Raw genomic sequence first — 26,836 nt, 5'->3', positions numbered from 1 at the left:
CCGTTTTTTTCCGAGACCCCCCGTGCCCGCCACCCTGAAGAACGATCGCCTGCTCCGCGCGCTGCGCCGCGAACCCGTCGACCGCACCCCCGTCTGGCTGATGCGCCAGGCCGGCCGCTACCTGCCGGAATACCGCGCCACGCGCGCGAAGGCCGGCAGCTTCCTGGCGATGGCGAAGAACCCCGACCTCGCCTGCGAAGTCACGCTGCAGCCGCTGGCGCGCTTCGACCTGGACGCCGCGATCCTGTTCTCCGACATCCTCACCGTGCCCGATGCGATGGGCCTGGGCCTGTATTTCGTCGAAGGCGAAGGGCCGAAGTTCGAGCGTCCCGTGCGCACCGCCGCCGACATCGCGAAGCTCGGCGTGCCCGACATGGGCACCGAACTGCGCTACGTGATGGACGCGGTGTCGGTGATCCGCCGCGAACTCGATGGCCGCGTGCCGCTGATCGGTTTCTCCGGCAGCCCGTGGACGCTGGCCTGCTACATGGTGGAAGGCGGCGGCAGCGACAACTTCTCCAAGGTGAAGCGCCTGGCGCTCGACGATCCGAAGGCGATGCACCAGTTGTTGTCGATCAACACCGACGCCGTCATCGCCTACCTGCGCGCGCAGTACGAAGCCGGCGCGCAGGCGCTGCAGGTGTTCGATACCTGGGGTGGCGTGCTGTCGCCGTCGATGTACCGCGAGTTCTCGCTGCCGTACCTCACGCGCATCGCGCGTGAGCTGAAGCGCGACGACGCGCCGCTGATCCTGTTCGGCAAGGGCAATGCGCCGTATCTCGAAGAGCTCGCGGCCAGCGGCGCGGAAGGCGTCGGCGTGGACTGGTTGATCGAGTTGTCGGAAGCCGCCAGCCGCACGCAGGGCAAGGTGGCGCTGCAGGGCAACCTCGATCCGGCGATGTTGTACGGCTCGCCGGACAGCGTGCGGATGCGCGTGCGCGAGGCCCTCGACAGCTTTGCTGCCGGCAACAACGGCTCGCGCGAGGGCCACGTGTTCAACCTCGGCCACGGCCTGTCGCCCGACATGAATCCGGAACACGTCGGCGCGCTGGTCGACGAAGTGCACGCGCACTCCGCGCGCTGATCACTCCACCGCTTCGACCACGTCGCCGCTGTCCACGGGCCCGGTGAACACCGGGCTCCAGCCGGCGCCGGTCTTCGCGCGCAACTGGCCGAAGTACGCCGGCAAGCCTTCCTCGAACCCGGGGCCCGACTGCAGCTGGTAATGCAGGTGCACGAGGAAGGCGTCGCCCGACATGCCCATCCCGCCGAGCTGCGCGCCGGCGGCGATGCGCTGGCCCGGCTTCACGCGCACGCTGCCTTGCCTGAGGTGCGCGAACAGGCTGTATTCGCCGTTGCCGTGGTCGATCACGACGTGGTTGCCGAGGAACAGTTTCAGGTTCTGCATGATCTGTTCCTGCGTGAACGGCGGCGGCCCGCCCTTCACGTTGTCGCGCATGCCGTCGGTGGCTTCGACCACCACGCCGTCGCCCGTCGCGAACACGGGTGCGCCGTAGCCGTACCAGTCTTCCGGCTTCGCGCCATCGGTGCGGAACAACTTCCCTTGCGCATCGGCGATCGTGAAGTCGTGCGCGTAACGCATGAAGTTGGCGGTGATGCCGAAGTGCGTCGTCATGCCGCCGGTGATGTCCAGGCGCCGATGGTGCGCGAGCAGGTCGTGGCCGTCGTGCACGAAGACTTCGCCGCGCAGCGGGAAGCGCAGCGCCGTGCGCGGTGCGAACGCGCGCGGGGCCACGCGCAATGCGACGCGCGATTCCGCACCGTCCTCCACGCCTGCGGGCACGAACGTCGCGACGTAACGCAGGTCGCCGAGCCACGCCTGTGACGGAAACGCCGCGAACGGATTGAAGACGACCAGGCGGCCCTTCGCGGGCAGCGTGCGATTGGGCAACGTGGCGAGGCTCATCGTCGTCGCATCGCCGTTGCGGTCCAGCCGGCGTTGCGACCAGAAGTGGCCGTCGCGATCGAACAGGGTGACTTCCAGGCCCGTCAGCTCCAGCGCGGTGTCGCCGGGGTTGTCGAACACCAGGTCGAAGTTGAGATGCTGCGCATCGCGCGTGCGTTCGACCAGCGGCTGCGCTGGTAAGGGTTGCACCGTCACAACGGCCGTGGCCGGGAACGGGGTGGCGAAGGCGAGCAGCAGCGGCAACAGGAAGGACGGGCGCATTGCGGGTTCCGGACGGCGGCGGTTGCCGGGAGGGATACGCCGGCGGCCGACCCGGTTGCGGCGCGACGGTGCATTCCGTCCGCCACGCGCTCCCGTTCACGTGGCCGGCCTAGAATCCACGGGCCTTGAACCCCCACGGCGCGACAGGACATCGACCCCACATGCCGCATCGCCCGATCGCCGCCGTCGTGTTGTTGTTCGCCGCCCTGGCGCCCGTCGCGGGCCGCGCCGCCGAAGCGACGTACGCGATCGACCCGGTCCACACGCGCGTGATGTTCGCGGTGAGCCACGCGGGGTTCTCCAATGCGCTGGGCACGTTCTCCGGGTCGACCGGCACGCTGGTGTTCGATCCGGACGACTGGGAGTCCGCGCGCGTCGACGTGGAAGTGCCGCTGAAGCGCCTCGACCTCGGCGACGCGAAGTGGAACGCCGCGGTCCTCGCCAGGAATTTCCTCGACGCCGACGCGCATCCCGTCGCGCATTTCGTCTCCACGCGCATCGAACCGATCGACGCCACGCACGCCACCGTGGTCGGCAACCTCACGCTGCGCGGCGTGACGCGCGAAGTGCGCCTGGACGCCACGTTCCACCAGCTCAAGCGCCATCCGCTGCCGCCCTTCCGCCGCACCGCCGGGTTTTCCGCCACCACGACGTTCAGCCGCAAGCTGTTCACGATGACGGCGTGGCCCAGCGTGGTGGGCGATGAAGTGGAACTGCGCATCGAAGCCGAAGCCACGCGTTCGCGCGCGGACGCCGACGATGCGATGCCTGCCACCGATGCGACCACGACGCCCGCGCCGTCGGCCGAACCCGCCCCTGCCACCACGACGACCCCATGACTGCATCGACCTCGCGCCGCTTCGCCAACATCGACCGCTGGGGTCCGGTGAGCCAGTTGCTGCACTGGACCATCGTCGTGCTGATCCTGGTCATGGCCTACCTCGGCCTGACCATGACGGACATGCACAACGGGCCGGACAAGATCCGCATCTACAACCTGCACAAGTCGATCGGCCTGACGATCCTGGCGCTGGTGACGCTGCGCGTGCTGTGGCGTGCGTGGGCGGGTGCGCCGCGACCGCTGCAAGGGCCCTTGTGGCAACGCCGCGCCGCGTCGACCACGCATGTGGGCCTGTACGCGTTGCTGTTCGCGGTGCCGATCAGCGGCTGGATCATGAATTCGGCGGCGGGCTTCCCGCTGCGCTGGTTCGGCCTCGTGCGCGTGCCCGCGCTGACCGCGCGCGACCACGCCATGCACGAACTGTTCGAGACCACGCATGAGGTGTTGTTCTGGACGTTGATCGTCGTGGCGCTGGGCCACGCCGCGATCGCGATCTGGCACCACCTGTTCGCGCGCGACGCCACGCTCGCCCGCATGCTGCCCAATGGCTGGCTGCGCGTGCCCGACCCGACCCACGAGGAACCCCGCGATGTCCGCTGACCGCCTTCGCCGCTTCGCGCTCGCCTGCGCGCTGCTGTCCTGCACCGCGTTCGCGCACGCGGCCGATTACGTGCAGGCCGCCGGTTCGACGCTGCAGTTCACCGCGCGCTACCAGGGCGACCCCGTCCCCGGCCGGTTCCCCGGCTTCACGACGACGCTGCGCTTCGATCCGCAACACCTCGCCGATGCGCGCCTCGACGTGACGATCCCGCTCGCCAGCGCGACGACGGGCAACGAGGACTACGACCCGGAACTCACGGGCACGTTCTTCGAAAGCCAGCGCTTCCCGCAGGCGCGTTACACGGCGACGAAGTTCCGCGCGCTCGGCGGCAACCGCTACGCGGCCGACGGCACGCTGTCGCTGCATGGCGCGAGCAAGCCGGTCACGCTCGTGTTCACGTGGACAGCCGGTGCGAAGCCGGTGCTGTCCGGCACGGCGACGGTGAAGCGCCTGGATTTCGGCGTCGGCGGCGGCGACTGGAAACAGACCGACCTCGTGCCGAACGAAGTCGCGATCACCACGAAAGTGGTCTTCACGCCGAAGCGCTGAGGTCAGCGCAGAAAGGCGCGGATCGCGTCGGCGTCGAACGGCCAGTCGAGCTCGATGTCGCGATCCTCGTCCCGCAGCACCGGCACGCGTTCGCCGAAGCGCGCCTCCAGGGCCGCGTCGTCGTCGATCCAGACTGGTTCGAAGTCCGGCGTCCGCGCTTCGGCCAGCACGGCCAGCGCGGCGTCGCACAAGGGGCAGTCGTCGCGCTGGTAGAGCCGCAGGCGCACTCCGGGATCCTTTCGGGGGCGGCGAAAATCGCCGGGGCATAGAATAGGCGCCCTCCGTCCCCACGTAGTCCCCCATGGCCGTCAGCACCTTCGACCTGTTCAAGATCGGCGTCGGGCCGAGCTCCTCGCACACCGTGGGGCCGATGCGCGCCGCGTGCCGGTTCGCGCAGAAGTGGCTCGAGGAGAGCGGGCGGCTTGGCCAGGTGGCGCGCGTGCGTGCGGAAGTCTTCGGTTCGCTCGCGCTCACCGGGCGCGGCCACGGTACCGACAAGGCCGTGCTGATGGGGCTGGAAGGCCACCTGCCGAACCTGATCGACCCGGACGTGATCCCCGCTTCGCTCGAACGCATCCGCGGGACGGGGCGCATCAACATCCTGGGCAAGCACGAGATCCCCTTCGACGAGAAGCGGGACATGATCATGAACAAGCGCCAGAAGCTGCCGTTCCACACGAACGGCATGCGCTTCACGGCGTTCGACGCGGCGGGCGCGGAAATCGCGACGCGCGATTACTACTCCGTCGGCGGCGGCTTCGTGGTCAACCAGGACGAAGCGGCGGAAGACCGCATCGTGGCCGACACCACCGAACTCGCCTATCCCTTCCACAGCGGTGCCGACCTGCTGGCCCAGGCCGAACGCACCGGGCTGACGTTCGCGCAACTGATGTTCGCCAACGAACATGCCTGGCGCGACGACGAGGGCATCCGCGAAGGCCTGCGCGAACTGTGGCTGGCCATGCAGTCGTGCGTGCAGCGCGGCATCCGCGAAAGCGGCACGCTGCCCGGCGGCCTGCACGTGCAGCGCCGCGCGCCGGCCCTGTTCAACGAATTGAACGTGCGCCCCGAAGCCGCGATGCGCGACCCGCTCACCGTGCTCGACTGGGTGAACCTGTATGCGCTCGCCGTGAACGAAGAGAACGCCGCCGGCGGCCGCGTGGTGACGGCGCCCACCAACGGCGCGGCGGGCATCATCCCGTCGGTGCTGCATTATTACGATCGCTTCTGCCCGGGCGCGAACGAACAGGGCATCTTCGATTTCCTGCTGACCGCCGCGGCGGTGGGCATCCTCTACAAGGAAAACGCGTCGATCAGCGGCGCGGAAGTCGGCTGCCAGGGCGAAGTGGGCGTGGCGTGCTCGATGGCGGCCGCCGGCCTGACTGCGGCCCTGGGCGGCACGCCCGGACAGATCGAGAACGCGGCCGAGATCGGCATGGAACACAACCTCGGCCTGACCTGCGATCCCATCGGCGGCCTGGTCCAGATCCCCTGCATCGAACGCAACGCGATGGGCGCGGTGAAGGCGATCAACGCCTCGCGCATGGCCCTGCGCGGCGACGGCAAGCACAAGGTGTCGCTGGACAAGGTCATCAAGACCATGCGCGACACGGGCCGCGACATGCAGGACAAGTACAAGGAAACCTCGCGCGGCGGCCTCGCGGTCAACGTCATCGAGTGCTGATCGTCGCGCGCTGACCGGCGCGCGTCGGTCGGCGCCCCTGCCCGCCGCCGCTTTCGGCATACACTCGGCGGCATGGGGCATGCCTTGGGGACGCTGAAACGCTTCCTGCTGCTGACCGGCCTGTATTACGCCGGGGCGGTGCTCGCGTCTTTTTACCTGCGCACCCCCGACGACATCACCCTGTTCTGGCCGAGCGCCGGCGTGGGCTTCGCGGTGGTCGTGCGCTACGGCTTGCGCTGGGCGGTGATCGTGCCCGCCGCGCTCCTCCTGCTGCACCTCACGGTCGACCCGGTCCCCGACGCGTTCGTGCCCTACTCCGTCGCGGCCAACACCCTGTCCACGCTCGCGGCCGGCTGGTACGTGCTGCGCCACCGCCGCAACGACGGCCTGCACCTGCGCACGTCCGACGGGCTGATGCTGTTGCGCGGCGGCATCCTGCTCGGCGTGGCCGGCGCGACGATCGGGACCATCGGCCTGGTCTATTCGGGGATGGTCCCGCCGATCGAATCGGGTCGCGCCTGGTTGCTGTGGACGCTGGGCGACCTGCTCGGGATCACGACGATGGCGCCCGCGTTGTCGGTGGTGCTCGGCGAAGGCGGCCTGCGCGAAAGCCTGTGGAAGGACCGCGTCGACAAGCGCGAGCAAACGGTATGGACGTTCGCGCTGGTCGCCTCGATGGCCGCCATCGTCAGCGCGGGCCAGAGCGGCAACCTCTACGCGCTCGGCCTGGTGAGCCTGCCGCTGGCGCTGCTGCTGTGGGCGGCCGTGCGCTTCTCGCCGCTCACCACGATGGTGGGCACGATCCTCGTCGTCACGTTCATCAGCCTGCTGACGGGCCTGGGGCTGGGCGGCTTCACGCGTCCGCTCACGCTGCTCGATGCGTCGGTGCTGATGTTGCTGCTGGTGCTGATCTCGGTGATCCCGGTGATGCTGGCGGTGGCGACGTACGAACAACGCCACACCGCGGCGGCGCTGTACCAGCGCGCCACGCGCGACCAGCTCACGGGCCTGCTCAACCGCGCCACGTTCGAGGAACGCGCGCGCGAACGCCTCGCCGGCGCCGAACCCGACCTCAGCCTGCTGTACCTGGACCTCGACCATTTCAAGCTGGTCAACGATTCGGCCAGCCACGTCGCGGGCGACGACATGATCCGCTCGGTGGCCGGCGTGGTGTCGGGCGAATTCGGCGACAGCGCGCTCGTGGCGCGCACCGGCGGCGATGAATTCGCGGTGCTCGTGCCCATCACCGAATCCGCGGCGATCGCCTGCGGCCGGCGCGTGCTGGCCGCGATCGACGGCCTGCGCATCGACTGGCAGGACCAGATGCTCACCGCCGCGGCCAGCATCGGCATCGCGCACAGCGCCACGCCGCACGTGGACTTCGATGGGTTGCTGTCGCACGCGGATGCGGCGTGCTTCGCGGCGAAGGAATACGGCGGCAACCGTTTGGTCGCGGCCTCGCGCGAAGGCGACGAGCTCGCGGTGCGCACCGCGTCGATGCGGTCCGCGCTGCAGGTGCGCGAGGCGCTGGACCAGCGGCGTTTCACCTTGTTCGCGCAGCCGATCGTGCCGCTGGATCCCGCGGCGGCCTCGCACCTGCGCAACTTCGAAGTGCTGCTGCGCTGGACCGACGCCACCGGCGCCCCGCGCGCGCCCGCCGAACTGATCGCCGCGGCCGAACGCTATCGCCTCGGGCCGCGCCTGGATCGTTACGTGGTGGATGCGGTGCTCGAATGGCTGGAAGCGCGTCCCGACCAGGCCGCGATGATCCACCACTGCGGCATCAACCTCGGCGGCGGCACGCTGGTGGACGAGGAGTTCAGCGATTACTTCGCCGCGCGGCTGCGGCGCAGTTCGGTGCCGGCGGAAAAGCTGTGCCTGGAAATCACCGAGACCAGCGTCGTGCGCGATCGTGCGCGCGCGCAGCGGTTCATCGCCCGCATGCGCGACCTCGGCTGCCGGTTCGCGCTGGACGACTTCGGCACGGGCTTCTGTTCGTTCGGTTACCTGCAGCATCTCGATGTCGATTACCTGAAGATCGACGGCAGCTTCGTGCGCGACCTCGGGCAGTCCGAGCTCGCGAACGCGGTGGTGCGGTCGATCACGCAGATCGCGCACGTGCTCGACAAGCGCACGGTCGCCGAGCAGGCCGAAACGGTCGAGCAGCTGGACGTGCTGCGCGGGATGGGCGTGGATTACGCGCAGGGTTACGCGATCAGGCGCCCGCAGTCGATCGAGAGTTTCTTCTCCGAGGCGCCCGCGCGGATCGACGCGCTGCGCTGAAGCGCGGTGGTGTTGCGGATCGTCAATACATCGTCGAGCAGCGCGGCCGCGGTGATGTCCGCGCCGGCGCCCGGCCCCTGGATCACGAGCGGACGCAACGCGTAGCGCGCCGAGTGCAGCGCGACGCGGTTGTCGGTGCCCTGGCCGCCGGCGAGCGGGTCGTCGTTCGACAGCGCTTCGAGTCCGACGCGCGCGCCGCTGGCATCCCAGCGCGCGACGAGGTGCAGGCGCGTGTTGCGCGCCTGCGCGGCGTGGAAGCGATCGCGCATCCCGGCATCGAGGGACGGCAAGGCGTGTTCGATGTCGCCGGGCGTCGTGGCCGCGAGCAGGCGCGGCGTGGTGACGCCTTCCAGCGCGACCTCGTTCGCCTCGAGCGCGATGCCCGCCGCACGCACGAGGATCAGCAGCTTGCGGCGCACGTCTTCGCCCGACAGGTCCACGCGCGGATCCGGTTCCATGAAGCCCGCCGCCTGCGCACGACGCACCAGCGCGGAGAACGGTTGTTCCCCGTCGTAGGCGCCGAGCAACCACGCGAGCGAACCCGACAGGACGCCAGCGACGCCATGGATCGCATCGCCGCCGTCGCGCAGCGCGCGCAAGGAACGCAACAGCGGCAGCCCTGCGCCGACGGTCGCGCTGTCGCCGTAACGCGCACCGCTGGCGCTGCATGCCGCTTCGATCGCTTGCCAGCGCGCGAGGTCTGCGCCCTGCCCGAGCTTGTTCGCGGTGACGACGTGCAATCCGCGGCCGAGCCAGTCCGCATGGCGTGCGGCGACCGCGTCGCTCGCGGTCGCATCGATCACGACCGTCGCGTCTTCGAATGCGCCCTGCGTCCAGCGCGTGTTGGCGACGTGCACGAGCGCGAGATCCGTGCGCGCGTCCAGCCGCGCCAGCAGCGCGCGGCCCACCTGCCCGGTGCCGAGCAAGGCGATGCGCAGGCTCACGTCGCGGTCTCGCGGCGGGCGGCTCGGGCGACGGCATGCGCGCGTTCCAGCGCATCGGACAGATCGGCGAGCAAGTCCTCCGCGTGTTCGATGCCGACCGACAAGCGCAGCAAGCCTTCACCGATCCCCGCGACTGCGCGCGCCTCGGCCGACATCGCCGCGTGCGTCATCGTCGCCGGATGCGCCACCAGGCTTTCCACGCCCCCGAGCGATTCGGCGAGCGTGATGCAGCGCAGTCCGTCGAGGAACGCGCGCACCGCCGGCACGCCGCCGTCGAGTTCGAACGACAGCATCGCGCCGAAACCGGATTGCTGGCGTTTGGCGAGTGCGTGCCCCGGATGCCGCGCGAGGCCCGGCCAATGCACGGCGCACACCGCGGGATGTTCGTCGAGCAGCGCCGCGATCACCTGCGTGTTCTCCTGGTGCACGCGCAGGCGCGCATCCAGCGTGCGCAGGCCGCGCAGCGTGAGGAAGCTGTCGAACGGCGCGCCGGTCACGCCGAGCGCGTTGGCCCACCACGTGAGCTGCGCGTGGTCTTCCGGGCTGCGCGCGACGACCGCGCCACCGACGACATCGCTGTGACCGTTGATGTACTTCGTCGTGGAATGCACGACGACGTCCGCGCCGAGCGCGATCGGGCGCTGCAACGCGGGCGAAAGGAAGGTGTTGTCGACGACCACGCGCGCGCCGGCCGCGTGGGCGGCTTCGCACACGAAGCGCACGTCGGTGATGCGCAGCAGCGGATTGGACGGCGTCTCCACCCACACCAGCGCCGGCGCGCGCGCGAGCGCGGCGGCCAGCGCACGCGGGTCGGCGAGATCGGCGAGCACGAGTTCGAAATGTCCCTTGCGCGCCAGCGCATCGAACAGGCGCCAGCTGCCGCCGTACGCATCGTGCGTGGCCACCAGCACGTCGCCCGGCTGCAGGAAGGCGTTGAGCACCAGCGCGATCGCCGACATGCCCGTCGAGGTGACCACGCCGCCGGCGCCGCCTTCGAGTTCGGCAAGCGCGTCGGCGAGCAGGTCCCGCGTGGGATTGCCGCTGCGCGTGTAGTCGTAGCGGCGCTTGCAGTCGAATCCTTCGAAGCTGAAGTTGGACGACAGCACCAGCGGTGGCGTCACTGCACCGAAGGCCTCGTCGCGATCGATGCCCGCGCGCACCGCGGCAGTCGCAGGATGGAAGGCGCTCATGCGCACACCTCGCGCGGGGCGTCGAACGCCAGGCGCAGGCACGCGGCGATCGCATCGGGTTCCTTCAGGAACGCGTCGTGCCCGTAGCGCGAATGCAGCGCGTGCAGGCGCACCGGCGCGGCGATGCCGGCGGCGAGCGCGCGCACGTCGTCGATCGGCACGAGGCGGTCTTCGGCGAAGGCGACGAGCGTGGTGGGCACGCGCACGTCGGCGGGATCGAGGCGATGCAGGTCGATGGATTCGGACAGGCGCAGGAACGCAGTCGTCGGCGTGCGGTGCGCGTACTCGGCGCCGTGGTGCGCGAGCCAGTCTTCCGACGCACACCGTGCGGCGCCGGCCTGCAACGTGGCGGGCGCATCGAAACGTTCGTCGAATTCCTCCGGCGTGCGATAGCTCAGCAGTGCGAGCTGGCGCGCGAGCGAGAGGCCGTGGGTTTCGTCGCACTGCAGCTGGCCGAGCGCGACCACGTTGCGCTGCAAGGCGCGCCATGCGCTCGCGAAGGGATGCGGCCGGTGTGCGCCGGCGATCGCGACGAGGCGTCCCACGCGCTCGGGGAACGCCGTCGCGAACGCGAGCCCCACCATCGCCCCGTACGAACAGCCCACCAACGCGTCGAGTCGCGCGATCCCGAGGTGATCGAGCACCAGCGCCAGCGCGCGCGCCTGGTCGGCGGTGTCGATGGGCGCATCGAGGGTGCCGTCGGCGCCGATCCAGTCGAAGGACACGCAACAGTGGTCGGCGAACGTTTCGCGCTGCGATTCCCACCAGCCCGGCGCCGGCAGGTGCGCGCTGGAGGCGACGTGCGCATCGGCGGAAATCCCACCGAGCACCGCCACGGCCGGTCGCGCGCGGTCGCCGCGCACTTCCCACTGCAGGCGCACGCAGCGCAGGCCGGCGTGGCGCAGGTCGAGGACGGCATCGAAGGCGCCGCGGCGGGCATCCGGCAACGGGGCGCGCGGAACCGCGAAGGCGGGCGCGACGGGGGACGAGGGGGACAACGCGATCGCGGCAGTCATCGGACGCTCCTTGAAGGTGGACAAGCCACCACCGAGGTCCGCGGGTACGACGAAGAATCGAGGCGCGGCGACAGCGCGCGATCGATCCATCTGCCGGCGGACGCAAGCGTCCCCGCAGGATTTGGCACCAACACGCCGCTTGCGCGCCATGCGGTTGCCCCGGCTTCTTCGGGCCTGTCCCTCAGCCGGTCTCGATGGATGGCGCGCAGGATGCCGGAGCCTTTCCGCATCTGTCAATCGCTTCATTGCGATGAAGCGATGAATGGTCGGATCCGGGCCGCGGCCGTCGCATCGGCGGCAAGACGATTTGCCCCCGAATACATCGGCCGCTTGCTCCCGCATACTTTGCGCATGCCTATCCGACATCGGGCGAATTCCGCCCCCCGCCTCCTTGCGCTCACCCTCGCCATCGCCCTGCTCGGCGCCTGCGCGACCACGTCCACGCCCGCGCCGGAAGCCCCGGCGCCGAAGCCCGCCCTCGTCGCCCCGCCGCAACCGGTAACCGTGCCCGAGGCGTATGTTTCGGCCGAGATGCCCGAAGAAGAACTCGATTCGCTGGCGACCTGGCCCGGCGCCGATGGCCTCAACTGGCTCATCGCCACGGGCAAGTCGGGGCACAACCTCGTGATCTTCGATGCCGAGGACGGCACGCGCCTGCGCACGTTCGGCAGCGAAGGCACCGGGCCCGGCCAGTTCGACCGCCCGAACGGCATCGCGGTGTACGCCGACTACGTGTTCGTGGTCGAACGCGACAACCATCGCGTGCAGGTGCTGCAGCTCCCCGACTTCAAGTTCGTCGGTTTCTTCGGCGAGAAGGAACTGCGCAGCCCGTACGGCCTGTGGGTCAACGAGACCGAGCCGGGCGAGCTGGAGGTCTACGTCACCGACAGCTTCATGTACGGCAAGAAGTTCGACGAAGTGCCGCCGTTCGCGGAACTGGACCAGCGCGTGCGCCGCTATCGCGTGCAGTTCGACCAGGCCGGCCGCCTGCGTGCGAACTACGGTGGCGCGTTCGGCGACACGCGCGAGGCCTACGCGCTGCGCATGGTGGAATCCATCGCCGGCGATCGCGCGAACGACCGCCTGCTCGTCGCCGATGAAGACCAGCGCCACGAATCGACGCTGCGCGAATACACCTTCTCCGGCAAGTACACCGGCCGCAGCCTGCCGCAGGACAGCTTCGGCGCCGAAGCCGAAGGCGTTGCGCTGTGGACGTGCCCGGATGGCGGCGGGTACTGGATCGCGGTGGACCAGCTCGCGCCGCTCACGCTGTTCCATGTCTTCGATCGCGTGACGCTGCAACCGCGCGGCACGTTCCAGGGCAACACGACGTCGCACACCGACGGCGTTGCCTTGCATGCCGCGTCGATGCCGCACTTCCCCGGCGGCGCGCTGTTCGCGGTGCACGACGACAAGGCCGTCACCGCGTTCGACCTGCGCGACGTCGCCACGGCGCTGGGCCTGGCGCGGGATTGCGTGGACTGACGATGCGCGCGTGGCCGCTCGCGCTGGCCGTGGCGCTCGCGATGTTCGCGGGCCCGCTGGCGCGCGACGCCGGCGCGGCCAACAAGGTGTATCGCTGGGTCGACAAGAACGGCATCGTGCATTACGGCGATCGCCCGCCCGCGGAACCGCAGGCGGCCGGCCGGCAAGTCCGCATCATTCCCGTGCGCGCCGAACCCGGTGCGATGGCGCGCCTGCGCGTGGAGAACGAAGGCGGCCATTACCTCGCTTTCGCCGACAACCTGCTCGATGGCCCCGTCGAGGTGATGCTGTCCTTCGACAAGGCGACCAACATCCGCGGCGAACCCGAACTGCCCGCGCGCGCCACGGTGCCCGCGCACGGCAGCGCGCTGGTGTCGCGGTTGCAGATCGTCGGCAGCGGCGCGTCGGAATTCGTGGTGGGCCTGCAGGCCATCCCCGGCGATCCGAACGCGAAGCCGCGCGATGTCGAGTACGCCCTGCCGCTGCCGCGCGCGGCGATGCGCATCGACCAGGGCTTCGGCGGCACGTTCAGCCACACCGATCCGCAGAACCGCTACGCCATCGACTTCGGCGTGAAGCAGGGCACCACGATCACCGCCGCGCGCGGCGGCGTGGTGATGCAGGTGGAATCGGACTTCGACAAGGCCGGCCTGGACCTGGAGAAATACGGCGGCCGCGCCAACTACGTCCGCATCCTCCACGACGACGGCACGATGGGCCTGTATGCGCACCTCAAGCCCGAGGGCGTCTACGTGCGCGTGGGCCAGCGCGTGAAGGCGGGCCAGCGCATCGGGCTGTCCGGCAACACCGGCTTCACCACCGGCCCGCACCTGCACTTCGCCGTGCAGGTGAACCGGGGCATGCAGCTGATCGCGATCCCCTTCCGCATGGATGGCGTGTCGACCGGCGCGCACTGACGCGAACGCTATAATCCGCGCCCTTCCCCGCTGTGCCCTGCGCGCGCCCCGCGCCCCCCGACCATGTCCGATGTCTCCATCGAAGCCGCGCGCCGGCGCACCTTCGCCATCGTCTCGCACCCCGACGCCGGCAAGACCACGCTGACCGAAAAGCTGCTCCTGTTCGGGGGCGCGATCCAGATGGCCGGCTCCGTGAAGGGCCGCAAGGCCGCGCGCCACGCCACGTCCGACTGGATGGCGCTGGAAAAGGAACGCGGCATCTCGGTGACCTCCTCGGTGATGCAGTTCCCGTACGAGGACTGCATCGTCAACCTGCTCGACACGCCGGGCCACGCCGACTTCGGCGAGGACACCTATCGCGTGCTCACCGCGGTGGACTCGGCGCTGATGGTCATCGACGTCGCCAAGGGCGTCGAGGAACGCACGATCAAGCTGATGGAAGTCTGCCGCCTGCGCGACACGCCCATCATGACCTTCATCAACAAGCTCGATCGCGAAGGCAAGCCGCCGATCGACCTGCTGGACGAAGTGGAATCGGTGCTCGGCATCCAGTGCGCGCCGGTAACCTGGCCGATCGGCATGGGGCAGCGCCTGAAGGGCGTCGTGCACCTGGTGAGCGGCGAGGTGCACCTGTACGAACCGGGCCGCAACTTCACGCGCCAGGATTCCACCATCTTCGCCTCGCTCGACGATCCGCAGGTGGAAGCGCGCATCGGCGCGGCGATGCTGGCCGAGCTGCGCGACGAACTCGAACTCGTGCAGGGCGCCTCGCATCCCTTCGACCAGGCCGCGTACCTGGCGGGAAAGCAGACGCCGGTGTTCTTCGGCTCGGCGGTCAACAACTTCGGCGTGCAGTTGCTGCTCGACTTCTTCGTCGAACACGCACCGGAACCCAAGCCCCGCGCGACCACCACGCGCGAAGTCGGCCCGTACGAGCCGCACCTGTCGGGCTTCGTGTTCAAGATCCAGGCGAACATGGATCCGCAGCACCGCGACCGCGTCGCGTTCATGCGCATCTGCTCGGGCAAGTTCACCGCCGGCATGAAGGCGATGCAGTCGCGCACCGGCAAGGAAGTGAAGCTGGCCAACGCGCTGACGTTCATGGCGAGCGATCGCGAGATCGTCGAGACCGCGTACCCGGGCGATGTCATCGGCATCCACAACCACGGCACGATCTCGATCGGCGACAGCTTCAGCGAAGGCGAGATGCTGTCGTTCACCGGCATCCCGAACTTCGCGCCGGAACTGTTCCGACGCGCGCGCCTGCGCGATCCGCTGAAGCTCAAGCAGCTGCAGAAGGGCCTGGCGCAGTTGTCGGAGGAAGGCGCGACGCAGTTCTTCCGGCCGTTGATGTCGAACGACCTGATCCTCGGCGCGGTGGGCACGCTGCAGTTCGACGTGGTCGCGTACCGGCTGAAGGACGAATACAGCGTGGACGCGTCGTTCGAACAGGTGCAGGTGGCCACGGCGCGCTGGATCCGCTGCGACGATGCGAAGAAGCTCGAGGAATTCCGCGAGAAGAACGCGATGCACCTGGCACTGGATGCGGCCGGGCAGCTGGTCTACCTGGCGCCGACGCGCGTCAACCTGCAGCTGGCGCAGGAACGTGCGCCGGCGGTGACCTTCCTCGCCACGCGCGAACACGCGCACGCGGTGGCGATCGACTAAGCGATGGGCGGCGGCGCCGGCTGGTCTTCGTCGAAGTATTCGAAGATCAGGTGGATGCGATCGGTCGTGCCGTCGTTGCGCACGGCGTGGCGGCCGAGGTTGTTGACCTCCACCGCGCGGCCTTCTGGGAAGTGGTACACGCGCTCGCCGATGAGGAACCCGACCTGCGGGTTGGTGAGCAGCGGCACGTGGATCTTGTGCGGCCAGCTCGCGGCGGGATTGGCGTCGACGTGCGGATGGATGATGCCGCCCGGCGCCATGCGCGCCAGCATCACGCGCGGGAACGTGGCGCGCGCATAGCCATAGGGCTTGGTCGCTGCGTCCATCACCGGCTGCAGCAGCGCGCGCCAGTCGGCCCACAGCGGCCGGTCGTGCGAGCCGCGCCAGTCGCGCACGCTGTCGACGAAGCGGAACACGATGTGGCGCGTGCGGTCGAGCGCTTCGAACTTGTTGGGCTTGCTCGCGTTTTCCGCATCCCACAAGGCATCCGGGATGGCGAGCACGGCGTCGCGCAACGCGGTGATGTCGACGGTGCCGAGGTCGCGCACCGACAGCGTCTTGCGCGGATTGCCGGGCACCATGCGCGCGTCAGAAGGCATAGCCGAACAACTCCAGGTCGCGGCGATACAGCGCGGCGACGCCATCGATGAGCGCGCGGTCGTAGTACTGGCGGTAGTCGCCGCGGCGCGAGCTGTTCACCTGTTCGAGCGTGCGCGACGGGATGCCGATGCGGTCGCAGATGGTGTCGTAGGACGCCTGCATGTCTTCCACGCGGCCGACGTAATCGGTGAGCAGCGCGCCGGCATCGTCGACCAGCACGGTGTGCTGCGGCTGGAACAGCACGTGTTCGAGCGGCCGCAGGTCGAACAGCACCTGGCGCATCACCGCCTGCGGTTCGCGCGCGAAGCGATCGTCGTTGCGCGTCATGAAGGCGCAGTACGAGACGAAGCGGTCGAACGGATTGCGCACGAACGCGAACTTGAAATACCGCGCGAAGGCCTCGTCGCCGAGGTAGGGCCGCACCTGGCGCAGGCTGATGTGCCCGTGGCGCAATGCGGCCAGGTCCGACCACGGGAAGCGCTTGTCGACGAACAGGCCGACCTGCTCGATGTCGTCGGGCCCGGTGTGTTCGCGCAGGGCCTGGCGGACCGAGTGGGTGCCGGTCTTCGGCACGGCGGCGAAGATGAAACGGTGCTGGTGGGAAATGATCATGCGGGGGCAAGTCTAGCGAGCCCGGGCGGCGCCAGGAGCAAAAGCTCCAGCCCCGCGGGCGCAGGCTCGGCGCATGGACCGCCCCTCGACCGACGCGCCCCTGTCCCCGCTCGCCTTGCGGGAGGAATTCGCCAGCGCGGTGACCCATGGGTTCGGGGCGCTCGCGGCGCTGGCCGGCGGCATCGTGATGGTCACGCTGGCCGCGCTGCACGGCGATGGCTGGCAGCTCGCGTCGGCGATCGTGTTCTCGCTGTCGATGCTGCTGCTGTACGTGGCCTCCACGCTGTACCACGCGATGGCCTCGCCACGCGCCAAGTCCGCGCTGAAGGTGTTCGACCATTGCGCGATCTACCTGCTGATCGCCGGCACGTACACGCCCTTCACGCTCGTGGGCCTGCGCGGCGACGTGGGCCGCAACCTCTTCATCGCGATCTGGTCGCTGGCCGCGGCGGGCATCGTGTTCAAGTTCTTCTTCACCGGGCGCTTCCGGTTGCTGTCCACCGCCGTGTACGTCGCGATGGGCTGGCTCGTGCTGCTGGCCATCCGCCCGGTGATGGCGGCGCTGGATGGCTGGACCTTCGGCTGGCTGATCGCCGGCGGCGTGGCCTACACGCTGGGCACGGTGTTCTACCACCGGCCGTCGATGCGCTATTCGCACGCGGTGTGGCACCTGTTCGTCGTGGCCGGCACCGTGTGCCACTACATCGCGGTGCTCGCGCAGGTGTGGCCGCGGGACTGAACGCGGCGCAACGCATTCACCGGGCTTCGACCGCGCCCTGCGGATGGTGGGGTTCCCCCGGAGAACCGCGCACGGATGGCCACCCCCAAGTCCGATCCCGACGCGCCCCGCCCCCTCGCGCGCGGCGGCCCGCTCGCCCCGCTCGCGCGGCATCCGTTCCTCACGGTGCTCGGCGTGCTGGCGGTGGGCATCGCGTTGCTGCTCGCGTTCTGGGACTGGAACTGGTTCAAGCCGCTGGTCGAACGCCAGGTGGAAGCGCGCACGGGGCGCAAGTTCCACATCATCGGCAACCTCGATGTCGATCGCTTCGGATGGACGCCGCTGGTGCAGGTCGGCGCCTTCACGTTCGGCAATGCCAGTTGGTCGAAGGAGCCGACGATGGTGTCGGCCGATTGCCTGCAGTTCGCGATCGAACTGAAGCCGCTGCTCTTCCATCGCGAATATCGCCTGCCCGAGATCCGCCTGCGCAAGCCGCGCATGCGCCTGGAATACGGCCCCGGCCACACGGGCAACTGGGTGTTCGGCGAAGCGTCGACGGACACGACGCAATACGGCGCACTGTGGATCGACGATGGACGCCTGCGCTTCCTCGATGCGTCGCGCAACACGGACATCGATGTCGCCGTGCACAGCGACCTGCGCGATCCGTCGTCGAAGGCGCCGCCGGTGCTGGCCGATGGTGGCGGGCGTTGGGAAGGCCGCAAGTTCAAGCTCGACGGGCGCGCGGAAACGCCGCTCGCCTTGCGCGAAACCACGCACCCGTATCGCATCGACGTGCACGTCACCGCCGGCACGACGCGGGCGCATGCGCGCGGCACGTTGCTCGACCCGTTCCGCCTGCGCGGCTTCAACCTCAAGCTCGCGCTGGCCGGGCAGAACCTCGCCGACCTGTATCCGCTGCTCGGCATCGCCGCGCCGGATTCACCGCCGTATTCGTTCGATGGCCGCTTCACGCGCGAACAGACGCCCACCAGCCGCACGGGCACGAAGGACACCGGCAACATCTGGCACTACGACGATTTCACCGGGAAGCTCGGCGACAGCGACCTCGGCGGCGACGCGAGTTTCGAAACCGGCCGCAAGCGTCCGATCCTCAAGGCGACGCTCGTCTCCAAGCGCCTGGACTTCGATGACCTCGCGGGCTTCGTCGGCAAGCCGCCCGCCGCGGGCGCGGGCGAAACCGCGACGGCGGAACAAGCGGCGAAGGCGGCGCAGGAACGCGCGAAGACGCGCGTGCTGCCCGACAAGCCCTACGAACTCGACAAACTCCGCGCGATGGATGCGGACGTGCGCTGGAAGGCGCATCGCATCAACGCACCGAAGCTGCCGCTCGACGACATGGATGCGCACCTGTTGATCGATGCGGGCCTGCTGCGCCTGGATCCGCTGAACTTCGGCGTGGCCGGCGGCGACATCCGTTCGACGATCCGCATGGATGCGCGCGAATCGCCGATCCACACGCGCGCCGACATGCAGGTGCGCGGCCTCAGCCTGCCGCAGTTGCTGCCGGAATCGGACGTGATGCGCGAAGCGGTCGGCCGCGTCGGCGGCGACATCCACATCACCGGCACGGGCAACTCGATCGCGAAGATGCTCGGTTCGGCGAACGGCACCGCGCAACTCGGCATGGGCCACGGCCAGATCAGCAACCTGCTGATGGAATACGCGGGCATCGATATCGCCGAAGCGTTGAAGTTCCTCGTCGAAGGCGACCGGCGCATCCCGATCCGCTGCGCGTTCGCGGACTTCGAGGTCAGGAACGGCGTGATGACGACGCAGTCGCTGGCCTTCGACACGACCGACACGCTCATCGTCGGCGAGGGCAGCGTCAACCTGCGCGACGAAACGCTCGACCTGCACCTGCGGCCGCGGCCGAAGGATCGCAGCCTGTTCGCGTTCCGCTCGCCGCTGCTCGTGGGCGGCACCTTCAAGGATCCCTCGTTCCGTCCGGACCTCAAGCGCGTGGGACTGCGTGGCGCGATCGCATTGTCGCTGGCCACGATCACGCCGCCGGCGGCGCTGCTGGCAACGATCGAACTCGGGCCGGGCAAGGACGTGCAGTGCGGCGGGAAGTACGCGAAGTAGGTCGCGCCCGCCAAGCCCGCGCTTCGGACGTCAGCTCGCGATGTAGCGCTGCAACTGGTCGATCTCGACCTGCTGGTCTTCGATCACGGCTTTCACCAGGTCGCCGATCGACACCACGCCCAGCACCGCATCGCCGTCGACGACGGGCAAGTGGCGGATGCGCTTGTCGGTGACCAGTTGCATGCAATGCGCGGTGGTGTCGGACAGGCCCACGCGCACGACGTCGGACGACATGATGTCGCGCACCGGCGTATCGGACGACGCGCGGCCCTGCAGCACGACCTTCCGCGCGTAATCGCGCTCGGAGACGATGCCGACGAGGCGGCCGCCCTGGATCACCAGCAGTGCGCCGATGCGTTTTTCCGCCATCAGCTTGATCGCTTCGAGGACCGGCTGGTCGGGCCCGATGGCGTAGACCTCAGGCGTTTTCGATTCGAGCAGGTGGCGGACCGTGCGCATCGTCGTGTCCCTCCGTCGGCGGCTGGGCCGAGGATACTCCCGCGGCCGGCCGCCAGGCGTCGACGAGGTAGAGCGGGCGCTGCTTGGCCTCTTCGTACAACCGGCCGAGGTATTCGCCCAGCGTCCCCAGCGCGATCAGCTGCATGCCGCCGAGGAACAGGATCACCGCCATCATCGTGGGCCAGCCCGCGACCGGGTCGCCCCAGAGCATCGCCTTCACGACGATCCAGGCGCCGTAGAGGAAGGCCAGCAACGCGGTGGCCAGGCCCACGTACGTGGCCACGCGCAGGGGCGCGGTGGAGAAGCCGGTGATGCCCTCGATCGCGAGGTTCCACAGCTTCCAGAAATTGAACTTGCTGCCGCCGGCGGCGCGCGCCTGGCGCTGGTAGGGAATCGAGGCCTGGCGGAACCCGACCCAGCCGAACAGGCCTTTCATGAAACGGTTGCGTTCGCGCAGTTGCCGCAGCGCGGACAGCGCGCGCGGCGACAGGAGGCGGAAGTCGCCGGTGTCGGCCGGGATGGGCGTGCGCGAGAGGCGGCCGATCACGCGATAGAACATGTGGGCGGTGGCGCGCTTGGCGAGGCTTTCGCCTTCGCGCGCCATGCGCGTGCCGTGGACGTCGTCGAAGCCTTCGCGCCACTTGGCGACGAACTGCGGGATGAGTTCCGGCGGATCCTGGCCGTCGGCATCCAGGATCATCGCCGCGCCCGATTCGATGTGGTCCAGGCCCGCGGTGAGCGCGGCTTCCTTGCCGAAGTTGCGCGACAGCCGCAGCAATGCGATGCGCGGATCCTGCGCGGCGAGGCGTTGCAGCACCTGCCACGTCGCGTCGCGGCTGCCGTCGTCGATGTAGAGCACGCGCCCGACGATGCCGGCGTCGTGCGCAAGCGCGTCGAGCACCGCGGCGATGCGCGGCTGCAGCAGCGGCAGGGCGTCGGCTTCGTCGAAGGCGGCGACCACGACGGTCAATCGCGGATCGCGGCGGGCGTCGTCCGTGGGGAGATGGGCATCCATGCCGGCAATGTTAGTCCAGCGTGCGCACCCACGCGCCGCCGCCGAGCTGGCGCATCTGGCGCTGGATGGCGTTGCTGCGGCGCTGGATGTAGGGCCCCGGGCGGCCGGCGTCGTAGCGGCGCGGGTTGGGCAGCACCGCGGCCAGGCGCGAGGCCTCCGCGGGCGACAGGCGCGCAGCGTCCTTGTTGAAGAAGCGCACGGCCGCGGCCTGCGCGCCGTAGGTGCCGTCGCCGAACTCGGCGATGTTCGCGTACACCTCCAGGATGCGGCGCTTGGGCCACAGCGCTTCGATCAGCACCGTGTACCAGGCCTCCAGGCCCTTGCGCACGTAACTGCGGCCGCTCCAGAGGAACAGGTTCTTGGCGGTCTGCTGCGAAATGGTGCTCGCCCCGCGCAATCGCTTGACGGGCGTGCCGCGCTGTTCGGCGCGCTCGGCCATCTTCTGGTTGTGCGCGCGCGCTTTTTCGATCGCCAGGAAATCGAAGCCATGGTGGCTCGCGAAGTTCTGGTCTTCCGCCGCCACCAGCGCGACGGGGATCGAGGGCGACATGTCCTCGAGGTCCTCCCAGCGATGACCCATGCGATAGCCGAAGTCGCCCTGCCCGATCGCTTCGAACTGCCGCGCGACCATGAAGGCGCTGAAGGGCGGGTCGATGAAGCGCAGCAGCAGCACCTGCAGGGTCGTCAGTACCACGAAGCACACCGGCAGCAGGAGCATCCAGCGCAGGAGGCGCCGCTTGCGCGTGCGCGCTTGCTTCGGCGGGCGGGCGTCCCCATTTCGCACGGCGTTGTCCTTCTTCCGATGTTTTCCCGCGGCGCGGGCGGCGCGCATTATCCACTGGCGCGCCCACGCATCCGCATTTCACGACGGGTCTTCCATGATCGAATCCATGACGCACGCTCCCGCCCAGGCCGACGCCCGCGTTGGCCGCGACGACCACCTCACGCGCTTCCTCCTGCCCGAGGCGGGCGTCCGCGGCGTGCTGGTGCACCTGGACGAGACGTGGAAGCAGATCCGTTCGCGGGCGGACTACCCGGAGTCCATCGCGCGCCTGCTGGGCGAGGCGAGCGCGGCCTCGGCGCTGTTCACCGGCCACGCGAAGGTCGAAGGACGCCTGTCGGTGCAGCTGCGCGGCACGGGCACGCTGCGCACCCTGTTCGCCGAATGCACCGCGGCCGGCACGCTGCGCGGGATCGCGCAGCTGCAGGAAGACGCCCCGCCGCCGCAGGGCCTGGCCGACCTGGGACCGGAGCCGATCCTGGCCATCACGATCGAGAACCCCTCCCCCCACGGGCGCGACCCCCAGCGCTACCAGGGGCTGGTCCCTCTGGTGGGGGACGACCTGGCCTCCGCGTTCGAGCACTACTTCGTCCAGTCCGAGCAGTTGCCCACCCGCCTCCTGCTGGCGGCCAACGGCGAGCGGACGGCCGGCCTGATGCTGCAGAAGCTTCCGGGCGACGAGGGCGACGCGGACGGCTGGACGCGCGCCTCGGCCCTGTTCGACACCCTCGGGCAGGACGAGCTGCTGGCGGTGCCCGGGCCGGTCCTGCTGCACCGCCTGTTCCACGAGGAGGCGCCGGAGGTGCTGGCCGGGAAGGACCTCGCCTTCGGGTGCTCGTGCTCCCGCGGCCGGGTGGAGGCGATGCTCCAGTCCCTCGGCCGGGAAGAAGCCGAAGCGGCCGTGGCCGACGGGCACGCCCACGTGCGTTGCGAGTTCTGTGGGCAGGGGTATTCGTTCTCGGGGCAGGACATCGCGGGGCTGTTCGAACCCGCGGCCTCCGAGCCGATGCCGGCCCCCGACCGGCTGCAATAACGGGACCCGGATCGCGGGTCCCGGGATGTTTTTTCACCGTGGGGCGATTGTTAAAGAAACATAAACGGAATAGGATTCCCACCAAGACCGAAAAAGGAACTTCGCCCGGGGTACCGGGTCAGACACGCGCCATGCGACAGCCGTCCCGCCTCCGCCTTTTCACTGCATTCCTCGCCCTCGCGATGTCGGCGGGCGTGCATGCGCAGGCGAAGAAAGACGACACCATGCAGCTGCCGATCTGGAACCAGGCAAGCGGCAAGGTCGAAGCGGTGCTGTTGCTCGAACCCGCGGACGCTTCGGTCGGCGTGCGCCGCCGCTTCAGCGAAGGCGCGCTCGATGCCGCGTTCGGTCTCGGTGCCGGCGATTCGCTCGGCCTGCTGTGCGATCGCAAGTCGGGTGTGTCGAGTGCGATCGGCAACCTCGCCAATCATTGCCTGCTCGCATCGATGGGCGATGACGCCGCGTCGTCGGACAACCACCGCATCAACGCCACCACCGGCTTCAGCCGCAATGGCGGCCGCGTCGGCCTGACGGTCGGTGCTTCGCAGGAAACGCTGCCGGCCTGGCTCAGCCCCGCGCGCGGCAGGGTCGAACAACACGACGTCACCGTCTCCGGCGAAAAGACCATCGGTCGCGAAGGCTTCGTCACCATCGGCGGCACCGTCGCCAAGGCACGCATCGTGTCCGCGGCCGACGTGCCGGAACTCGCCGATCGCTGGAACACGCACAGCGTCACGCTCGGCGGCGGCTACGGCCACTTCAGCGGCAACATCATCGGTCGCGTCATCGACGTGCCGGGTGCACCGGGCGGCCAGTGGCAGGGCCTCGGCCTCGGCTTCACCTGGCGCACGCCGTGGAGCGGACAGCTCACGGTCGGCGCGGACAACGTGGTCACGCGCGGCAAGAATCCGTTCGCGGCGCCGGCGACGTCCGACGAGCAAGGCACCATCCCGTACGTCCGGTACGAGCAGGACCTCTAAGCGTCCCTGCACCGCGCCGCGTCATCCGACGGCGAGCGCTTCCCGCAACGGTCCCAGCCACTGCGCATACGGCGCCCATTTCGGCACCTCGCGCGCTTCGACTTTCTGTCGCACCTGCACCGCGCTCGCGGTGGCCACGCCGCGCTTGCGCTGGCCGAGCGCCAGCATCCCCGGATCGAACTCCAGTCCGCAGAACGCCGTCACTTCGCGCAGCACCGCATCGGGCTCGCGCGTCAGGCGCGCGTAGTCGACGTCGCAGATCCGGCCGGGATGCGCGGCGTGCCAATGCGCCATGAGGCGCCGGTACTGGTGGTGGAAGTCCGCGAGCTCGCGCTGGTCGTACGAATACGGGTTGGCGTCGGAGAACAATTCGCGCAGGTTCGAAAAACACGTCTCCATCGGGTCCCGCACCATGTGCAGGATGCGCGCGTGCGGCAACGCGCGGCAGATGAAGCCGATGTTGAGGAAGTTGGACGGCAGCTTGTCGGTGAAGCAGCGCTCCGTGCCCAACCGCCATTCCATCTCGCGCAGGTAGCCGGCGCCGACGCTTTCGAACGCCGTGCCCGGCGCGCGCTCGACGATCGTGCGATCGATGACGCCGCGGCAATGGTGGTCGGTGGCGTAGCGCATCTGGCTGGTGAAGTCGTACAGCTCGCCGACGCCGCGTACCTCCGGATGGCCGTCCAGCAGATGCTCGAGCAGCGTGGTGCCCGAGCGATGCATGCCGACGATGAAGATCGGCGTGCGGCCTTGCGCCTGCACATCGAGCGGCCACGGCGAGGCCGGCATGGCGATGAGCGCATCGACGAGGTCGCGCGAGTCCTGCGCGCGATAGTCGAGCGTGGCGCGCTTGGCCTTGCACATCTGTTCGAGCGCGGCCCAGGCGCCGGCGTGGTCGCCGAGGTCGTCGAGCGTCTTGTGCAGCGCTTCGGCGAGCGTGGCGATCTCCGCCGGCTTGCGCGCGGGATGCCGCAGCTCGCGGCGGATCGGATCGACGCAGTTGTCGTCCGGCGTCTGCTTGCGCAGGCGCGAGAGCAGCCACCACCCCTGCGGGATTTCCGGCGCGCGCTGCGTTCCGCGCAATGCGTCGGCCTGCGCTTCGTCGAACCGGCCCAGGTACATCAGCACCTGCGATCGCGCGAGCAGCGTGGGCGGGAAGTCGGGATCGCCGCGCTTCGCTTCGTCCAGTAGCGCAAGCGCGCGCTCCTGTTCGTTGAGGTAGCTGTACTGCGCCGCGCACGCGAGCAGCAGCGGGATCGGCACGCGGTCCGCGGGGCCGAGGCGCTGCACGCAGGCATGCAGGGCCTGGGCCGCATTGAAGGTGCGCAGGCGCGCGACCAGTTCGCGCACGATCGCAGGATCACGCGGCCCGGCGTCGTTCGCACGCAGCGCGTACGCGCGCGCGGCGCGATAGTGGCCGGCGAGCGATTCGACGTACGACAGTTGCACGAGCACGCGCGCATCGTTGGGCGCACGCGCGAGCAACGCTTCGAAGTGCGCGATCGCCTGCGGCCATTCGCGCCGGCTGGCGTGCAGTTCCGCCTGCCGCCAGAGCGGATCGGCCTGGAGGTTCGCGCTCATGCCCTGCCCTCGCCCAGCGCATCGGCCAGCGGGGCCAGCTGGCGTTCGTAGCGTCGCCACGCGCCGATGCCGCGCGCGTGGATCGGCTCGCGCACCTGCGAACTGCTGGCGGTCGAGGACGTCGTGGTGTTGCGCGTGATGTCGGCGACGCCGTCTTCCGCATCCAGTCCGCAGAAGCGCAGCACCGCGGCGCTCGTCGCGTCCGGCTCCGCCACCAGCGCTTCGTACGGCACCGCCAGGAAGCGGCCCGGCAACGTGCGCTCCCAGTGCGCGACGAGCGCGCGGAACCGCAGCGCATGGGCCGCCAGTTCGCGCAGGTCGTAGCTGTAGCCGTAGGTGTCGCCGGAGAACAGTTCCTTTAGGTTGGAGAAGCACGCGTCCATCGGATCGCGCACCAGGCACACGATGCGCGCCTGCGGCAACGCCCGTGCGATCCAAGCGGCGTTGAAGACGTTCAGCGGGTTCTTGTCGACCAGGTGCGTGCGTTCGCCGTAGAGGCGTTGCGTGCGACGCAGGTACTCGGCGCCGGCGACGTCGAAGTCGATCGTGCGCAACGCCTCAACGTCTTCGCGCGTTTGCGGCGTGGCGACGAAGCGGTCCGCGGCGACGGACAACGCATGCTGGAACGCATTGAGTTCGCCCGCGCTCGCCACGTGGCTGTGGTTGCCGAGGATGCGTTCGAGCACCGTGGTGCCGGTGCGCGGCATGCCGACGATGAAGATCGGCGTGCGCGTGGCGGCTTCCGATGCCGGCGCAGGCACCGCCTCGAGGGTCTGCAGCGCGGCGATGCCGGCGGCATCCCGAGCATCGTCGTACTGCAGCAGGCCACGCATCGCGCGCGCGCCGGCGGTCAATGCCTCCCACGCCGCGTCGGTGTCGCCGGCGTCGTCGAGTTCCTTGAACAGGGCGTACTGGAGGTTGGCCTGCGCGAAGGGCTCGCGTGCGTGCCCGAGCGCCTTGCGCACGCGCGCGACGCGGCTGCCGGGCGGCACGGCCTTCGCGTGGTAGGCCAGCGACCAGTGCGCGTAGGGATCGTCGGGCGACAAGGCGAGCGTGCGCTCGAACTCCGCCGTGGCTTCATCGAGACGGCCGGCATGGCGCAACGCATTGGCGCGCGAGTAATGCAGCAACGGATGCGGCTGCGTGCGCGGCATCGCCGCGGCGAGCAGGCGGAGCGCCGAATCGGCGTCTTCCACCAGCCACAGGTGTTGCGAGAGCACGGCCGATTGCGCGAGCACGGCAGGCTGCGACCAGTCGGCGCCGAGGATGAGGTCACGCACCAGGTCGCGTTCGTCGAACCCGAGCAGGCGCAGCGTGGCGAACGGCAGCAGTTCGAAGCGACGCGTGTCGCGGACCAGTTGGGCGGCGGCGATGGCCTCGTCGCGTGCATCGCGATAGCGGCCTTCGCGTTCGGCGATGTCGGACAGGCGCAGGCGCACCATCGGCTGGCGCGGCGCGATCGCGAGGATCCCGGTGTATTCCGCGCGCGCGGCGGCCAGGTCGCCGCGGGCCTCGTCGGCCTGCGCGCGCTGCCATCGGCGCTCCAGTTCCTGCTGCATCCGCCAGCCCGTGCCGCGAAAGGGGG

At 69.5% G+C, this 26,836-nt stretch carries 25 protein-coding genes and 1 riboswitch; of the genes, 13 read left to right on the top strand and 12 right to left on the bottom strand.

The features are described 5' to 3' along the window. Positions 1 to 22 precede the first annotated feature (22 nt). A complete protein-coding gene (gene hemE, locus LYSHEL_RS09310; RefSeq protein WP_213433741.1) occupies positions 23 to 1,084 on the top strand; it encodes a uroporphyrinogen decarboxylase in 1,062 nt (353 codons plus the stop codon). On the opposite strand, the gene LYSHEL_RS09305 is transcribed toward hemE, so the two are convergent. Next, positions 1,085 to 2,188 carry a M23 family metallopeptidase gene (locus LYSHEL_RS09305; RefSeq protein WP_213433739.1) on the bottom strand — a complete coding sequence of 368 codons (1,104 nt, stop codon included), beginning with the start codon at positions 2,186 to 2,188 and terminating at the stop codon, positions 1,085 to 1,087. A gap of 161 nt (positions 2,189 to 2,349) precedes the next feature. Here LYSHEL_RS09305 and LYSHEL_RS09300 point away from each other — a divergent pair, with 161 nt between their 5' ends. Genes LYSHEL_RS09300 through LYSHEL_RS09290 form a run of 3 tightly spaced genes read left to right on the top strand, consistent with a single transcriptional unit; the run spans position 2,350 to position 4,179 of the window. Next, the gene (locus LYSHEL_RS09300) at positions 2,350 to 3,027 is read left to right on the top strand and encodes a YceI family protein (RefSeq protein WP_213433737.1); all 678 of its coding nucleotides are present in this window, start codon (positions 2,350 to 2,352) and stop codon (positions 3,025 to 3,027) included. Then, positions 3,024 to 3,629 (top strand): cytochrome b, encoded by a 606-nt coding sequence (locus LYSHEL_RS09295; protein ID WP_213433736.1) that lies wholly within the window; start codon positions 3,024 to 3,026, stop codon positions 3,627 to 3,629. Before LYSHEL_RS09300 ends, LYSHEL_RS09295 begins: the two co-directional genes overlap by 4 nt. Further along, positions 3,619 to 4,179 carry a YceI family protein gene (locus tag LYSHEL_RS09290; protein WP_213433734.1) on the top strand — a complete coding sequence of 187 codons (561 nt, stop codon included), beginning with the start codon at positions 3,619 to 3,621 and terminating at the stop codon, positions 4,177 to 4,179. The genes LYSHEL_RS09295 and LYSHEL_RS09290 overlap by 11 nt, the downstream gene beginning before the upstream one ends. Positions 4,180 to 4,181: 2 nt before the next feature. Here the strand turns inward: LYSHEL_RS09290 and LYSHEL_RS09285 are convergent, their stop codons facing one another. Continuing rightward, on the bottom strand, positions 4,182 to 4,406 hold the full coding sequence (locus LYSHEL_RS09285; RefSeq protein WP_213433732.1) for a glutaredoxin family protein: 225 nt from the start codon (positions 4,404 to 4,406) through the stop codon (positions 4,182 to 4,184). Between the two features lie 74 nt (positions 4,407 to 4,480). On the opposite strand from LYSHEL_RS09285, the gene LYSHEL_RS09280 reads away from it, so the two are divergent. Together LYSHEL_RS09280 and LYSHEL_RS09275 are read left to right on the top strand one after the other, a co-directional pair. Then, positions 4,481 to 5,863, top strand: coding sequence for an L-serine ammonia-lyase (locus tag LYSHEL_RS09280; RefSeq protein WP_213433730.1), 1,383 nt, complete (start codon positions 4,481 to 4,483; stop codon positions 5,861 to 5,863). A 72-nt stretch (positions 5,864 to 5,935) separates the two neighbouring features. Beyond that, the gene (locus LYSHEL_RS09275) at positions 5,936 to 8,146 is read left to right on the top strand and encodes a putative bifunctional diguanylate cyclase/phosphodiesterase (RefSeq protein WP_213433728.1); all 2,211 of its coding nucleotides are present in this window, start codon (positions 5,936 to 5,938) and stop codon (positions 8,144 to 8,146) included. Here the strand turns inward: LYSHEL_RS09275 and LYSHEL_RS09270 are convergent. Genes LYSHEL_RS09270 through metX form a run of 3 tightly spaced genes read right to left on the bottom strand, consistent with a single transcriptional unit; the run spans position 8,071 to position 11,296 of the window. Further along, entirely contained in the window at positions 8,071 to 9,090 is a 1,020-nt protein-coding gene (locus LYSHEL_RS09270; protein WP_213433726.1) for a homoserine dehydrogenase family protein, read from the bottom strand. The genes LYSHEL_RS09275 and LYSHEL_RS09270 overlap by 76 nt on opposite strands. Then, positions 9,087 to 10,280, bottom strand: a complete 1,194-nt coding sequence (gene metB / locus LYSHEL_RS09265; RefSeq protein ID WP_213433725.1) for a cystathionine gamma-synthase — start codon at positions 10,278 to 10,280, stop codon at positions 9,087 to 9,089. Before metB ends, LYSHEL_RS09270 begins: the two co-directional genes overlap by 4 nt. Continuing rightward, complete coding sequence (gene metX, locus LYSHEL_RS09260; RefSeq protein WP_244858496.1) at positions 10,277 to 11,296, bottom strand: homoserine O-succinyltransferase MetX; 1,020 nt, start codon at positions 11,294 to 11,296, stop codon at positions 10,277 to 10,279. Before metX ends, metB begins: the two co-directional genes overlap by 4 nt. Before the next feature lie 83 nt (positions 11,297 to 11,379). Continuing rightward, a riboswitch (SAM riboswitch) is annotated at positions 11,380 to 11,497 on the bottom strand. A 150-nt stretch (positions 11,498 to 11,647) separates the two neighbouring features. On the opposite strand from metX, the gene LYSHEL_RS09255 reads away from it, so the two are divergent. The 3 genes from LYSHEL_RS09255 to LYSHEL_RS09245 all read left to right on the top strand — a co-directional run bounded on the left by LYSHEL_RS09255 (position 11,648) and on the right by LYSHEL_RS09245 (position 15,366). Next, positions 11,648 to 12,781, top strand: coding sequence for an NHL repeat-containing protein (locus tag LYSHEL_RS09255; RefSeq protein WP_213433724.1), 1,134 nt, complete (start codon positions 11,648 to 11,650; stop codon positions 12,779 to 12,781). Positions 12,782 to 12,783: 2 nt separating this feature from the next. After that, positions 12,784 to 13,698 (top strand): peptidoglycan DD-metalloendopeptidase family protein, encoded by a 915-nt coding sequence (locus LYSHEL_RS09250; protein WP_244858495.1) that lies wholly within the window; start codon positions 12,784 to 12,786, stop codon positions 13,696 to 13,698. Between the two features lie 63 nt (positions 13,699 to 13,761). Next, on the top strand, positions 13,762 to 15,366 hold the full coding sequence (locus LYSHEL_RS09245; RefSeq protein WP_213433723.1) for a peptide chain release factor 3: 1,605 nt from the start codon (positions 13,762 to 13,764) through the stop codon (positions 15,364 to 15,366). Here the strand turns inward: LYSHEL_RS09245 and LYSHEL_RS09240 are convergent. Both LYSHEL_RS09240 and LYSHEL_RS09235 read right to left on the bottom strand, forming a co-directional pair. Beyond that, positions 15,363 to 15,965, bottom strand: coding sequence for an aspartyl/asparaginyl beta-hydroxylase domain-containing protein (locus tag LYSHEL_RS09240; protein ID WP_213433722.1), 603 nt, complete (start codon positions 15,963 to 15,965; stop codon positions 15,363 to 15,365). The two genes, LYSHEL_RS09245 and LYSHEL_RS09240, sit on opposite strands and share 4 nt — an antisense overlap. Further along, positions 15,955 to 16,578 carry a sulfotransferase family 2 domain-containing protein gene (locus tag LYSHEL_RS09235; protein ID WP_213433720.1) on the bottom strand — a complete coding sequence of 208 codons (624 nt, stop codon included), beginning with the start codon at positions 16,576 to 16,578 and terminating at the stop codon, positions 15,955 to 15,957. Before LYSHEL_RS09235 ends, LYSHEL_RS09240 begins: the two co-directional genes overlap by 11 nt. Before the next feature lie 73 nt (positions 16,579 to 16,651). Here LYSHEL_RS09235 and trhA point away from each other — a divergent pair, with 73 nt between their 5' ends. After that, complete coding sequence (gene trhA / locus LYSHEL_RS09230; RefSeq protein WP_213433718.1) at positions 16,652 to 17,317, top strand: PAQR family membrane homeostasis protein TrhA; 666 nt, start codon at positions 16,652 to 16,654, stop codon at positions 17,315 to 17,317. 75 nt (positions 17,318 to 17,392) lie between these two features. Beyond that, positions 17,393 to 19,402: an AsmA family protein gene (locus tag LYSHEL_RS09225; protein WP_213433716.1), complete on the top strand. Its 2,010-nt coding sequence runs from the start codon at positions 17,393 to 17,395 to the stop codon at positions 19,400 to 19,402. A gap of 30 nt (positions 19,403 to 19,432) precedes the next feature. Here LYSHEL_RS09225 and LYSHEL_RS09220 read toward each other — a convergent pair whose 3' ends face one another. Genes LYSHEL_RS09220 through mtgA form a run of 3 tightly spaced genes read right to left on the bottom strand, consistent with a single transcriptional unit; the run spans position 19,433 to position 21,594 of the window. Next, positions 19,433 to 19,861, bottom strand: coding sequence for a CBS domain-containing protein (locus LYSHEL_RS09220; RefSeq protein ID WP_213433714.1), 429 nt, complete (start codon positions 19,859 to 19,861; stop codon positions 19,433 to 19,435). Further along, positions 19,821 to 20,876 (bottom strand): glycosyltransferase family 2 protein, encoded by a 1,056-nt coding sequence (locus LYSHEL_RS09215; RefSeq protein ID WP_213433712.1) that lies wholly within the window; start codon positions 20,874 to 20,876, stop codon positions 19,821 to 19,823. Before LYSHEL_RS09215 ends, LYSHEL_RS09220 begins: the two co-directional genes overlap by 41 nt. Before the next feature lie 10 nt (positions 20,877 to 20,886). Beyond that, the gene (gene mtgA / locus LYSHEL_RS09210) at positions 20,887 to 21,594 is read right to left on the bottom strand and encodes a monofunctional biosynthetic peptidoglycan transglycosylase (RefSeq protein WP_244858741.1); all 708 of its coding nucleotides are present in this window, start codon (positions 21,592 to 21,594) and stop codon (positions 20,887 to 20,889) included. Between the two features lie 172 nt (positions 21,595 to 21,766). Between mtgA and hslO the strand changes: the two genes are divergently transcribed. Next, positions 21,767 to 22,690, top strand: a complete 924-nt coding sequence (hslO, locus tag LYSHEL_RS09205; RefSeq protein WP_213437746.1) for an Hsp33 family molecular chaperone HslO — start codon at positions 21,767 to 21,769, stop codon at positions 22,688 to 22,690. Between the two features lie 131 nt (positions 22,691 to 22,821). Continuing rightward, a complete protein-coding gene (locus LYSHEL_RS09200; protein WP_213433708.1) occupies positions 22,822 to 23,670 on the top strand; it encodes an XOO1806 family protein in 849 nt (282 codons plus the stop codon). 21 nt (positions 23,671 to 23,691) lie between these two features. On the opposite strand, the gene LYSHEL_RS09195 is transcribed toward LYSHEL_RS09200, so the two are convergent. Further along, positions 23,692 to 25,251, bottom strand: a complete 1,560-nt coding sequence (locus tag LYSHEL_RS09195; RefSeq protein ID WP_213433706.1) for a tetratricopeptide repeat-containing sulfotransferase family protein — start codon at positions 25,249 to 25,251, stop codon at positions 23,692 to 23,694. Further along, entirely contained in the window at positions 25,248 to 26,810 is a 1,563-nt protein-coding gene (locus LYSHEL_RS09190) for a tetratricopeptide repeat-containing sulfotransferase family protein (RefSeq protein ID WP_213433704.1), read from the bottom strand. Before LYSHEL_RS09190 ends, LYSHEL_RS09195 begins: the two co-directional genes overlap by 4 nt. Positions 26,811 to 26,836: the final 26 nt, after the last annotated feature.

This window comes from Lysobacter helvus, assembly GCF_018406645.1.
Lineage (GTDB): Bacteria > Pseudomonadota > Gammaproteobacteria > Xanthomonadales > Xanthomonadaceae > Noviluteimonas > Noviluteimonas caseinilytica.
The sequence above is the reverse complement of the archived record's forward strand: the minus strand, read 5'-3'. Positions and strand labels throughout refer to the sequence as shown.